General features: G+C 61.7%; 7 protein-coding genes. 3 read left to right on the top strand and 4 right to left on the bottom strand.

What is annotated here, in order from left to right:
- Nucleotides 1-17 precede the first annotated feature (17 nt).
- Both AC1DWZ_RS16245 and AC1DWZ_RS16240 read right to left on the bottom strand, forming a co-directional pair.
- The gene (locus AC1DWZ_RS16245) at nucleotides 18-260 is read right to left on the bottom strand and encodes a YnbE family lipoprotein (protein WP_477169962.1); all 243 of its coding nucleotides are present in this window, start codon (nucleotides 258-260) and stop codon (nucleotides 18-20) included.
- 25 nt (nucleotides 261-285) lie between these two features.
- Entirely contained in the window at nucleotides 286-2,940 is a 2,655-nt protein-coding gene (locus tag AC1DWZ_RS16240; protein ID WP_477169961.1) for an intermembrane phospholipid transport protein YdbH family protein, read from the bottom strand.
- Nucleotides 2,941-3,219: 279 nt separating this feature from the next.
- Here AC1DWZ_RS16240 and AC1DWZ_RS16235 point away from each other — a divergent pair, with 279 nt between their 5' ends.
- Nucleotides 3,220-4,863: an alpha/beta hydrolase gene (locus tag AC1DWZ_RS16235; RefSeq protein WP_477169960.1), complete on the top strand. Its 1,644-nt coding sequence runs from the start codon at nucleotides 3,220-3,222 to the stop codon at nucleotides 4,861-4,863.
- A gap of 3 nt (nucleotides 4,864-4,866) precedes the next feature.
- Here AC1DWZ_RS16235 and AC1DWZ_RS16230 read toward each other — a convergent pair whose 3' ends face one another.
- Nucleotides 4,867-6,981 (bottom strand): HD domain-containing phosphohydrolase, encoded by a 2,115-nt coding sequence (locus AC1DWZ_RS16230; RefSeq protein WP_477169959.1) that lies wholly within the window; start codon nucleotides 6,979-6,981, stop codon nucleotides 4,867-4,869.
- Between the two features lie 250 nt (nucleotides 6,982-7,231).
- Here AC1DWZ_RS16230 and AC1DWZ_RS16225 point away from each other — a divergent pair, with 250 nt between their 5' ends.
- Together AC1DWZ_RS16225 and AC1DWZ_RS16220 are read left to right on the top strand one after the other, a co-directional pair.
- Nucleotides 7,232-7,858: a transglutaminase-like cysteine peptidase gene (locus AC1DWZ_RS16225; protein ID WP_477169958.1), complete on the top strand. Its 627-nt coding sequence runs from the start codon at nucleotides 7,232-7,234 to the stop codon at nucleotides 7,856-7,858.
- A gap of 141 nt (nucleotides 7,859-7,999) precedes the next feature.
- A complete protein-coding gene (locus AC1DWZ_RS16220) occupies nucleotides 8,000-9,232 on the top strand; it encodes an EAL domain-containing protein (protein WP_477169957.1) in 1,233 nt (410 codons plus the stop codon).
- 108 nt (nucleotides 9,233-9,340) lie between these two features.
- Here AC1DWZ_RS16220 and AC1DWZ_RS16215 read toward each other — a convergent pair whose 3' ends face one another.
- A complete protein-coding gene (locus AC1DWZ_RS16215; protein WP_477169956.1) occupies nucleotides 9,341-12,613 on the bottom strand; it encodes an Rne/Rng family ribonuclease in 3,273 nt (1,090 codons plus the stop codon).
- Nucleotides 12,614-12,679 lie beyond the last annotated feature (66 nt).

Raw genomic sequence — 12,679 nt, 5'->3', positions numbered from 1 at the left:
CGTCGTGTCTTTCCAGCTTAAAAGATGTTCGGGTTCGATTTCACGAGATTGTCGACATCTTTGTCGACCTTGATACGCACTTCCTGCTCGATCTTGACGTTGAGGTTGATCACGATCGGCTTGTCTGGCGCCTCGACTTTCACGGTCGGGTTGCAGCCGGCAACGAGGCCGCCCACCAGGGCAAGGGCTATAATCGGCGCTGCCAGCCTAGCGCCGAAACCTGGCGCGGGTGCTGTCTCGAGCATAGGACGGCCTGTCATATTGCGAACCTTCAAATAGTGCCGGTTAGGGCGTTAGTTTTTCCAATTGCTGCTGGATCATATCCGGCACCTTATATCCGGCCAAGCCTTCCTTCAGGGCCTGATCGAGCCGTCCCTCGATGGTCAGGTTGAATTCGACCGGATATCCGTCATAGAAGCTGGGATTGCGCCCGCTGATATGCAAGCCCAGGCTCACATCCCCGGTGAGGCTTCGGGTCAAATCCAGGATCAACTTTTCGTAATGGAAATCGGCCAAGGCTTCCAAGGCCATGGCGACGGATTCCCCAGCACTTTGCAGGGCCAGGGGCGCCTGGTTGCGGTCATAGCGCAGCACGCCGGGGGCGGTCGCCGCCAGCCTCGCCTCGGGAATGGCGATGCCGCCGGGGAAGATGGTGACCGGGACATCACCGGAAATTGACCCCTCGCCAGAGAGGCCGGCGATGCCCAGCGTGTTGAACAGCTCGCCGACCGAGATACTGTCGACCGTCAGTTTGAGATTGTGGGCGGGGGCGTCCAGCAGCAAGGTTGCCGGGTCCAGCGAGACCTTGCCGCCGGCCATCTCCAGGCGCGATTCCTGCAAGTCGAGACGCTTGCCGTCGCTGACCTTGAAGCGGAAGAGTGCATTGGTGAGCGGCAGGCCGATATCGGCGAGCTCTACCGCCACGACCTGATCGGCCTTGGTGGAGAATGGCCATGGCCTGTCGATTTCGATCACCGAATTGACGCGGGTGAGAAGCACCGGCCCGACCTTGCCGGAAAAATCAGTGATGCCGAATTTAAGTGCCGAGGTGATGTCGCTCCCCGAAAAGCGCACGGGGCCGGCGAGTTCGACGCGGCCAGAGACATCATCGAGATAGTCGCGCAGGAGTGGGACGAAATTGTAAGGCTGCAGACCGCCCACCGCAAAATCGAGCGGTGCCAATTTGACGTCCACGGAGCCACTCATTTTCGCCAGATCGGCCTTGCCGGCAAGACTGAGGTCGATCGGCTGATCGTCACCCAGGAAATGCGCCTTGAACTCCGCTTTGCCGTCCAGCAGCGTGGCATCCGCTTCGGCACGGACCGGCGTAAACGCGCCAAGACCGGCCAAGGCGCCTGTGCTGAGCTTGGCCTTCAGGCCCTTATCGTCTGAGGTCAGTGATAAGGCGACATTGCCCAGGGTCAGGCCACGAGCAGGCGCTGCCACCTGCGCCCCCTTGAGGTCGAGGGCAAAGGTAAAGGGTGCTTGGCCGCCGAACTGGCCGGTGATCTTGGAATCGGGCATGGCTATCAACAGTCGCTCGCCCATGGCTTTCGGTTCGAGGGCCAGGGCCGATTTCCCCAGGGACAGGCCGAAATTTCCCCGGAACCCCTCGCTGCCGCCAAAAGCGAGATGGGCAAAGCTGCCGGCATCGGGTTTGAGAGCGAGATTGGTCGGCAATGGCAGGATCATCCCAGCAGCGCCGGTGTCGATGCGCTGGGCGCTGAAACTGGACGGCTTGGCAACACCGATATCGAGCGAGCCGCCATTGGCACCGTCGAGTTTGCCGGAGAGGGCGAGGTCGAGCAGCAATTTCGGCTGCTTCAGGGCGATGCCGGCAAAGGCCGCATCGCCAGCTTCCGATTTTAGCGTCAGCGCGCCAGTCAGTTCTTGTGCGGCGCGCAGGGGCGCCACATGCAGATCACCTGCGAGTGTTGCCTTGAATTTCGCATCGAGGGCACCGGCCAGCTTACCATCGAGTTTCTCAAGCGAGAGCCAGTCGCTGCCGTAGCTGGCAGCACCCTGGAGCGTACCTGTGAGGGGCGCTGCAAGGCCCGGATAGGCAAAGCCGTTGATCTCCATCGACCAATCTGCCAGCGCCAGAGCAGCGTCGGCCGCCCCACCTTCACTGCTTCCTTCGGGCATGCGCAAATGGGCGTTTACTTTGACATTGCCGCCGGTTGGTTGCGCCAGGCCAAGCAACGGCCACAGCGCTGAATGCGCATCCATGGCAAGGGTGAGATCACCCAGAGGCGGCTTGCCGCCTTTTTCCAAAGGAGCCGCAAGGCTGATATCGACACGAGCAAAATCCTGCTGCTCGCGCAGGGTGAACTGCGCGATGACCGCCTGGCTGTTGAGATTGGCCTGGCCCGTGCCGGTGATGAAGCCGACCGGCGAGCTGAGGCCGATCTCGATCGATTTCACCAGCACGTCCGGCAGGGGTGCGGCTTTCTTGTTGGGATCACCCGGGGCTGCAGCCATGGCACGCAGCTGGTCGATCAGCGGATCAAGCTCTCCCATGCTGAAGGCCGTGTCATAGCGTGCCAGCAGGGCGATGCGACCGACCGAAACCGCCTCCAGGCGTCCGTCCCAGGGGCTGTAGGTAAGGTCGATATCCTCGACGACGAGATCGCGCTGGCTGCCCAGGATCAACCGGTCGATATGGGCGCCGCGCCAATCGAGATTGTGGACGGCTAGGTCGACCGGAACCGCGAATTCGCGGGCGAGCAGCCAGGGCCCCGCCCGGTTGATGAGGTCGAGCCGGAAGAACAAGGCGATGGCACCGACAACCGCCAACAGCAGGAAGAGCCTGGAAAACTGGCGGAACAGGCGCCGGCCCAGGCTGCGGCGCGGGATAATGCGCACGGGTGCAGATACGGCCGGCGGTGTTTGGCCGTCATCCGTTCGCGGCGGCTCATTCATGGGGCTCGAATTCGCCATCCCTGTTTCATCCCTTGCCCTGTTGACGCCCGCCCGATGGGCTTTCAGGGCCGTTTCTCTCTATGATGGGCCGCAGTCTAGCCATCGGCGGCGCGCTTTGCCACAGATGCCGGCAAACATTCACATCACAGGCGCCTGCGCTACCTTACGCCTCGCCGTCGACGCCTTTGGCGCGTGATCGGCCTTGCCGGGTGCCGATCCAGCCAGCAAAGTGCCATCCTGGTCGATGTACCATTCTGGCTGGCTTAAACATCTGGCCGGCCCAAACAGCAGGTAACAATGCGACGGCTTATCTGGTTCCTTTGCAGTCTGACGATCGTGGGGTTGTTCGGAACAAGTTGGCTGCCGACCTACCCGCTGCCGAACGATGGCTCGGTGACGGCAGCCTGGGCAGAAACGCCACTGATCCCCGACAAGTCAACCGCAGTCGACGCCGCCGGAGTGCTGGACAAGGTCACCTGCTGGTTCAGCGTGCCGCAGGATTTCACGATCGATTGCTATCGGCTGACGGTACCTGAAACACGTTCCTTCGATCAGCCGGTCGGTCCCGGCAAGAAGCTTTCTCTGCCAGTGGCGATCATCCGTGCTGGGACAGACGGCACGGATACCGAGCTGGGGGCTGTCCAAGCGGACCCGGTGGTCTATCTCGCGGGCGGTCCTGGCGACGGCGCCTGGCTCGATACCGACCGGATCGACTGGTGGTGGGATTATGTCGCCAGCACCGATTGGGCCCGCAAGCGTGACTTCGTCCTGTTCGACCAGCGGGGGTCTGGGCTGGTGGAGCCGCGCATCGATTGCCCTGAGATCGAGGACATCGCCCTCGAGCTCCTGACGATGACGGACAGCGCCGCCGCAGGTAAGCTGCAGCGCGAGGCCGCCGCCGCCTGCGCCCAGCGCCTGGTACGGGAGGGGCATAATCCCGGCGCCTATACCAGCCGCGACGGTGCCGCCGATCTCCATGACCTGTTCCAGGCGTTGAAAGTGCCGGCCTGGAATGTCTATGGCCTGTCTTACGGCACGCGGCTCGGCCTAGAATATATGCGGCAATATCCAGCCGACATCCGCAGTGTCATTCTGGATTCGGTGCTGCCACCCGAGGCGCAGTTCCTGGAAGAAGACGCTGCCATGACGGACCGCGCCTTTCGCATGGTGTTCGAGGCTTGTGCCCGCCAGCAGAAATGCCATGCCGCTTATGGCGATCTTTCGAATCGGTTGACGCATCTGGTGCAAGATCTCAACAAGACGCCGCTTTCTTTGCGGCTGCCCAATCCGGAAGATGGGCAAAAGGTTACCGTGGTGCTGACCGGCGACCTCTTCATCTCGCGCCTTTTCAACATGCTCTATAACCGGGCCGATATCGAGGTGGTCCCGCAAGTGATCGACATGTACGAGCGGCGGGACATGGACGGGATCAACCGCGACATGGAGAGCTATGTCGGGGATTATCTCGGCCGCAAGGATTTCGGCGATGCCATGTTCCTTGGCGTTCATTGCCAGGAGGAGGTGCCGTTCAACGACATGGCGAAGGCGCTTGCCGCCTATCGCCGTTATCCGATGCTGGCCGGGCTCGCGATCGGGGGCGAAGCGGGCAGCTTTGCCGACACCTGCAACAGCTGGCGCAACGCGCTGCCGCAACAGCCCTTGCGGACTACCGACAATGAACCGGTGGTGAGCGATCTGCCGACCCTGGTCTTGAGCGGGCTGTTCGATCCGGTGACGCCGCCGGTCTATGGCCGCATGGCGGCTTCGCACCTGTTGAATGGATTCTATATCGAGTTCGACGGCATCGGCCATGACGCGCTCGGCAATGATTCCTGCGCCAACATCATTGCCGACCGCTTTCTCACCGACCCGCTATCACCGCCGCGCGACGCTTGCCTCGGCGATTCACGCCCACCGGATTTCCTGCCGCCGGTGAAGTAAGGTTTACTTCTCCAGCTCGGTGCGGCCGCCGCGATTGTCGAGATAGTTGACGAGGGCGGCGACGACACGGCGATCGAATGCCTTGCCGGAACCCTTCATCAGATTTTCGATAGCATCATCGATCGACAGGGCCGCGCGGAAGGCACGGTCGCTGATCATGCCGATGAAGGCATTGGCGACGGCGATGACGCGGGCGGTGACCACGATATTGTCGCCGGCAAGACCCGGCGGCTGGCCGGTGCCATCCCAGTTCGCCTGCGCCTGGCGCAAGGTCAGCACCACCGGACCGTCGAATTCGATGCCCTGCAGCAGATCTGCGCTGGTCTGGATCGAGTTCTTGATCATGTCGCGCTCTGCGCCGGTCAATTCGCCGGTCTTGGAGAGCACGTTTTCCGGAATGAGGATCTTGCCGAGATTGAGAAGGTTACCAGCGATGTCGGCGGTTTCAGTCTCGACCTCGGTGAGGCCCATTTCCTTGGCGACCGAGCGTGCCACCTTGGCGACGCGAGAGGAGTGCTTGGCAGCGAAGGGGTCGCGCTTGTCGACCACGTCGACCAGGGTCTTCACCAACTGATTGAGCGTGCGGGCGCGCCGTTCGCGTTCCGTGACGACATCGGTGATGTCACGCTCGACCGTGAGGACCGATCGCGGTGTCCCGCTCGGGTCGCGCAACGGGATGTGTTCCGATTGCACGACCTTGATCTTGCCGCCGTCTTCGGAACGGGCAACGTCCGAGACTTCGTGCTTCAGCTCGATCGCCTCATGGCTGAGGGTGATATAGCGCTTGGCGGCCTGCGGACCCAGTACATTGGCGATCGGCTTGCCGATCATCTCAGTCGTCGGAATGCCCGCGGCCTTCGAGGCCTGGCTGTTGGCGAACTGATAGCGGTCCTTCTCATCGAGGATGAAGATCTGCGTCGGCTGGCTGTCGGTCACCAGCTGCAGCAGGTTCTTCTGGGTCTCGAACTTGTTGGCCATCTGCTTGAACTGGGTGGCGGCATGGCTGGCGCGGCGCGACGATCCGTGGCGCCAGACAGCGACGATGATCACGCCGACCAGCGCCACCGCGAGGAGCAGATAGATGGTGAGGTTGCGGAAGCGGGCCTCAGCAGCGCCCAAGGCCTCGTCATAGTCGATGCTGTAGGCGAGCACCCAGGGGACCAGGGTGAAGGCGCGGCCGGTCACCAGGACACTGTCGCCCTCGGCGTCACGCTTGTCGGTGGCAAAGGCGCCGGGCTTCTCGGCCGCGAAGGCGGTGTCGAGATTGGGCGTATCGGCATCCATCACCTTCATCGGCTTGCCGCTCTCGTCAGGCGACAGATAGGTTATCTTGTCGTCCTTGGCGCGTATGAGGGTGGATTTGGCGGTCGTGCTGGTCTCGCCCGGCTGCTTCAGCAGCGGGAAGATTTCGTCGCCCACTTCCTTGATGCCGACGACGACGCCGATCTGTGTTGCCTGGGCACCTTCGGATTGGGCGGCGAGGATCGGCACGACAAAGGTCATGCTGGGCTTGCCACGGCTGTTGAGGCTGATGTCGCTGATGGCGCGCTGGCCTTGCGGCTGGGCGGCAACGAAGGCCTGCAGCTCGCCGGAATAGGGCGGCGCGCCGGGCGAGGCGGCAACCACATTGCCTTTGGAATCCACGATCATCAGGCCGGCGACGCCGGTCTCCGACACGTTGGCCGGGACATCGCTGCCGGCAGGCGCAGGCAGGGTGAAGCCGGTGCGATCAGCGGTGACCGTCAGCAAATTCCGGAGGTAATCCCGGAGCGCCTCGACCTGGTCGGTCTGGGTGGTGTCAGCCGACAGTTCATTGATCTGATCGGTATAGATCTGCAGCGATTCATTCTTGGAAAGGCCATTCAATTCATCGAGTTGGCGACTGAGCCAGCGGTCAATGTCCGTGAAGCGGCTGTCTGCAACGATGCCCATGCGGACCTGCCATTGGGTCTCCTCGCGCTGCCGTTCCTGGCCCACGAAATAATAGATGGCAATGCCGCCGATAATGGCGACCAGAACCAGGATGATGGCCGGAAAAATGACCCTGAGGTCGAATTTCGACCCGGTTTCCTCACTATTGGTGGCGGGCAAGGTTTCCCCCGGCAATGGTTCGGCCACGTCAAATCTCCCGGTTCATGAGCGCTGAATCAATGGGTTGGCAGAAATATTCAATTTGGTACATTAGCATGGCTTTTGAACGCCGCCAATTGAGCCTTTCGCGGATTGCGTTTGCGGGTGGCGTTAATCAAGGTTGCCAAACAACGTCGTCCGGTCACACGCTTAGATTACCATTATGACCGTTTCAGGGTAGGTGCGAAGAATGGGTGCCGGGGGACCACGAGGGCAGAGGTGGCCGCGCCGACCAGCCGTGCCGGGCCAATGGGTCCGTGCGGTGGTCGTGCTCATCCTTGCCTGTTGCCTGCTGGCCATCAGCAACGCCGCCGAGGCGCGCACCTATCCGAAGATCTTCGGCTCGATCGAACTCCCTTCCAAGAACCTGAAAAAATTCCCGAAATGGCTCGATATGATTGGCCGCTGGAAGGGTGGAGCGCCGTGCGAGTCCGATACCTGCACGGCCAAGGGCTGGGCTGGGCTGATCGAAGACCTCAAATCCAAGGATCGGATGACCCAGATCAAAGAGGTCAACAAGTTGATGAACTCCAAGCGCTACATCATCGACATGAAGAATTGGGGCAAGGAGGATTATTGGGCGACGCCGTTTCAGTTCCTGAAGAAGAATGGCGATTGCGAAGACTATGCGATCGCAAAATTCATGGCCTTGAAAGCGCTGGGCATTCCGATCGAGGATATGCGTGTCGTTGCCTTGCAGGATCTCAACCTTGGCGTCGGCCATGCCGTGCTCATCGTCTATAATGGGTCAGATGCGCTGCTGCTCGACAATCAGATCAAGACGGTGGTGCCGGCCAACACGATCAAACATTACCAACCGGTCTATTCGATCAATGAAAATGGCTGGTGGTTGCATCGCCGTTGAGGTGTATTCGTCTAAAGAGGCGTATAAGAATCGGCGGATTACCTAGGGTTTGGCGTGCGACTCGAGGGCATAGGCTTTTATGTCGCTCGCTTGCGCAGGTACAGGATCTGGGAGCCGAAGAAAACGGGGCGGGGTTGGGGGATGAACGAACGGGCCAAAGACGGACGCACGACGACCGATGAAGAATTGCTCGTTGATTATGCGGAACGATTGGAACGGCATCGCACAGGACGCCGCGCGGTCCAGATTCATCTGTCGCAGCTGAGATCCTATAATCAGCGGCCGCATCATATTCGCATCGCCAAGCAGATCCTGGAGCCGCTGGTGCAGCGCTTCGATGCCGGCGTCTATCAGCTGTGGAACAATGACGTCGTGGCGCTCACCAAGGGGGCCAGCGAAGACGATATCGATGTCTATGTGCGGCACATCCGCGACATGTTCAAGGAAGACCCACTCTTCTCCGCACYACCCAGCCCATCGCGCCGGCCGCCGCCGTTCTGCTCCTGGTACGATATCGAAGCCGAATGGGAGAGCTTCGTCGAACTGGCGCGCAAGCATGGCGATGATCGCCGCAAGGCCAATTCCCAGGCAGCCGCTGCGGCCAAGAGCGGGAGCTCGCAGATCGACAGTGCCGGGACGACCATTGGTCCAGCCATCCTTGAAAAGCTGGAAAAGGCCATCATCAACGCCGACCTTGCCAATGTGCTGCGCCGCCAGCAGGTATTCGCGATCATTCCTGGCGCCAAGCCGGCACCGATCCTGACCGAACTGTTCTTTTCGATGCCGTTCCTCGCCCAGACCGTGGCGCCCGGCTATAACGTGACGGCCGACAAATGGCTGTTCCAGCATCTGGCGCGCGTGCTGGATGCGCGCATGCTGGCGCTGATGCCGCAGCATGCCTACCAACCGATGTTGAAGAATGCCAGCCTCAATCTGTCGCTGGCGACCGTATTGTCGCCAGAGTTCCTTGATTTCGACCGCGCCACCAACAACAAGGAACGCGGGCCGCTCGCCATCGAACTGCCGGCGATCGACTTTTTCAGTGAGCCCGAGGATTTCGCCTTCGCCCGCGATTTCCTGAAGGAGCGTGGCTACAAGATCATTCTCGATCAGGTCAAATATCAGCTGCTGCCGCAGATGAACCGCGACCAGCTCAATGTCGACCTGATCAAGGTCATCTGGACGCCGGCCTTCTATGACGATTGCACGACGACGCAGGGCGAAAACATGCAGAAGGCGATCGACCATTTTGGGCGCGAGCGCATCATCCTGTGCCGGGTCGATTCCGATCAGGGGCTCGAGATCGGCGGTAAGCTTGGTATTTCCCTGTTCCAGGGCCGCCTGTTGGATTCCATGTCGCAGGCGAAGACCTGATCACCTTCCTGTCCAGGGACCCTCACGCACTGGCGATGGCATAAACGAAACAGGGCCCGATTTTATCAATCGGGCCCTGTTCGTTTGGGTCGGCTATGAGATCGGCGCCTACTCGATCAGGCGACGCCACCAGCCACGCTTCTTGGGCTGGTTGGGATCGTCTTCGGTCGTGGCAGCGACGGCTTCGCCGCTATCCTTGACCTCGATGACTGTAACCGGCCGGGTCGCAATGGCGATGTCACCGTCGGAGGAAGCAGCGCTGGGCGCTGCCGACACCGGGCTGTTGATCTGCGCTGGCTGAGCGAACGCGGCGGGTGCGGCCACCGGGACTGATACTGTGACCGGTGCTGCGGCAGGCTCCACGACACGATCCGTGGCATGCCCCGTATTGTCGTCGCGGTCACGCCGCGGACGGCGCTGACGCCGCGGGCGGTCGCTCTTGCCATCCTTGGTCTCGGCACCTTCGGCGGTCACAGCCTGCTCGTCACCTTCAGCGCGCCACAAGGGCGGCAGGGCGTCAGCATCGTGCGGCAACTGGGGCTGTTCGCCCATGCCGGGCAGTTCGCCGGCGGCGCCAGAGGCACCTACTGAGACATTGTCATTCTCGGCATCACTCTGGGCGCCGTCCTGGCCATTGCCATCCTGCGGACGGCGTGACCGGCGGCGGCCACCACGGCGGCCACGGCGGCGGCGGCGGCGATGTTCTTCGCTTTCGCCCGCAACATTGCTGTCATTGGCATTGGCGGCGTTGGCATCCGTCTGGCCATCGGCCGCATCATCGCCCTCGGCGAGATCATCGCCATCATCGGCATCGTCACCTTCGTCGCCGGCCACGTCATCAGCATGCGACGGGCGGTTTCTGTCGGTATCGTCACCGCGGCTTTCGCTGACCCGGTTTTCGCCATCGGCACCGCCGGCTTCCGCCTGGTCGGTGAATTCATCCGCCTGAAACTTGCCACCACGACCGCGACGACGACGACGGCGCTTGTTGTTGCGGCCCTGGCCGCGCTCGGCACTGTCTTCGCTGCCGGCAACTTCGTCGCCGGTATCGCCAGCGTCGCTGTCGGCATCGACGGTGCTATCCACCTCGTCCATTTCTTCGACGTAATTATCGTCTTCGATTTCCTGGAAATCGACGTCGATAACTTCAGGTTCCGGAGCCGGCGGCAGTTCTTCGCCCGGCGCCAACATCTTGATGCGCTCAAGCCGGTAATCCGGCGGCATCAACGTATTGTCATCGCTGAGATAGATGCGGACGCCGCGGCGCAGTTCCAGCTGCGACAAGGCATGGCGCTTCTGGTTGAGGATGTAGAGGGCGACCGACGAAGGCACGAACACCGTGACGCCGGGGCTGGCATTGCGCGTGATTTCTTCTTCCACCATGCGCAGGACATGCAGGGCCGTGGAATCCACCGAGCGCATACGGCCGGTGCCATGGCAATGCGGGCAGACCTCGGTCGAGGCTTCCTGCAAGCTGGCATGGAGACGTTGGCGCGACATCTCAAGCAGGCCGAACGAGCTGATGCGGCCGATCTGGATGCGGGCGCGGTCGTTGCGCAGTGAATCCTTCATGCGACGTTCGACGGCGGCGTTGTTGCGCCCTTCGTCCATGTCGATGAAGTCGATGACGATCAGGCCGGCCAGATCCCGCAGGCGCAACTGGCGGGCGACTTCTTCCGCCGCTTCCAGGTTGGTGCGCAGCGCCGTCTCTTCGATATTGCGTTCGCGGGTCGAGCGCCCCGAGTTGACGTCGACCGCCACCAGCGCTTCGGTCTGGTTGATGACGATGTATCCGCCAGAGCGCAGATTGACGACCGGATGGTGGATTGCAGCGATCTGGCTCTCGATCTGATAGCGCTGGAACAGCGGCAAGGACGGATCGCGGTAGAACTGCACGCGCTTGGCATGAGCCGGCGCCAGCATGCGCATGAAGGAGCGTGCGGACTTATAGGCATCGGTACCAGCGACCACGATGTCGCCGATGTCGCGGGTATAGAGATCGCGGATCGAACGCTTGATCAGGCTGGCTTCTTCGTAAATGAGCGCCGGTGCCGAGGAACGGAGCGTATTCTCGCGGATCTCATCCCACAGGCGCAGCAGATACTCGAAGTCGCGCTTGATCTCGCTGCGCTGCCGTTCCATGCCGGCGGTGCGCACGATGACCGCCATGCCTTCCGGCGGATCCAGTTCATCGACGATCGACTTCAGGCGCTTGCGGTCTGCGACCGAGGTGATGCGGCGCGAAATGCCGCCACCACGATCGGTGTTGGGCATCAGCACGCAATAGCGGCCGGCCAGCGACAGATAGGTGGTGAGGGCAGCACCCTTATTGCCACGTTCTTCCTTGGTCACCTGCACCAGCAGAATCTGGCGGCGCTTGATGACTTCCTGGATCTTATAGCGGCGCAGGTGGCGTTGACGGCGGCGGCGATCGGAATCGTCGTCTTCCTCTTCGTCCTCGGCATCGTCGCCTTGGCTCGCTTCTTCGCCACCCACGGTGTCGATCACCTCAGGCGGCTGCGTCACTTCGACGATATCGCCATGGGGGGCCGCCGGCACTTCGGCATCGGCGCTGAAATCGACTGCCTGGCCATCGCCAAAGTCGCTGGTCGCAGGTTCGGCCGGCTGGTCAGCCGGGGTCACGGCGTCGGATTGGAAACTGCCGAAGGTGTCGGCAACCGGGGCTTCGGCAACGGGTTCGACCGGTGCCACAGGCTCGCTGCGCAGGCTGTCATAGCCGGTCGCAAGTGGCATGGCGCTCTGCCCGGCCTGATCCTCGGCTCGATCTTCCGGCCGGTCTTCCGTCTGCGGCACAAAATCGACGACATTCGAGACTGCGGCGGCTTCTGCCGGGGCCTCATGCTGGTCGTCATGGGCATGATCGTGGTCATGACCATCGTCGTGCCCTACTTCGTGGCTGTGGTCATGCGCATGGTCATCATGATCATGCCCCAGATCCTCTGGGTGGGAATCGTCGGCATGATCCTGCGGTGCATTGCTGGCCTGGCCATTGCCCCGGCCATTGTTCTGATTACGGTCACGGCCGCGATCACGGTCCCGGCCGCGGCGCGGGCGGGGATCGTCTGCTTCCGATTCCTCGATATCCTCGCGCATGAGGGCTTCGCGGTCGGCAACCGGAATGCGGTAATAATCGGGATGGATTTCACTGAAGGCCAGGAACCCATGGCGATTGCCGCCATATTCCACAAAAGCGGCCTGCAGCGAGGGTTCGACCCTGGTTACCTTGGCGAGATAGATATTGCCTTTGAGCGGGTGCCGGCTGGCGACTTCGACGTCGAATTCTTCAAGCCTGCGGCCGTCCACCACCGCGACGCGGGTTTCTTCCGGGTGGGTGGCGTCGATCAGCATAATTTTGGTCATAGATGCATAGCTCCGTGACGCGCCCAGCGTCGATCGCATTCGCAGCGATCGGCGGCGCGAAGAGGG

Source organism: Dongia sp. P2_B8 (assembly GCF_056404715.1).
This window is presented reverse-complemented; position numbering and strand designations above follow the sequence as displayed.

Coding starts and splice junctions, on each gene's coding strand:
- AC1DWZ_RS16240 (WP_477169961.1), bottom strand. CDS start 2,940: ATGGCGAATTCGAGCCCCATGAATGAGCCGCCGCGAACGGATGACGGC.
- AC1DWZ_RS16215 (WP_477169956.1), bottom strand. CDS start 12,613: ATGACCAAAATTATGCTGATCGACGCCACCCACCCGGAAGAAACCCGC.
- AC1DWZ_RS16235 (WP_477169960.1), top strand. CDS start 3,220: ATGCGACGGCTTATCTGGTTCCTTTGCAGTCTGACGATCGTGGGGTTG.
- AC1DWZ_RS16245 (WP_477169962.1), bottom strand. CDS start 260: ATGACAGGCCGTCCTATGCTCGAGACAGCACCCGCGCCAGGTTTCGGC.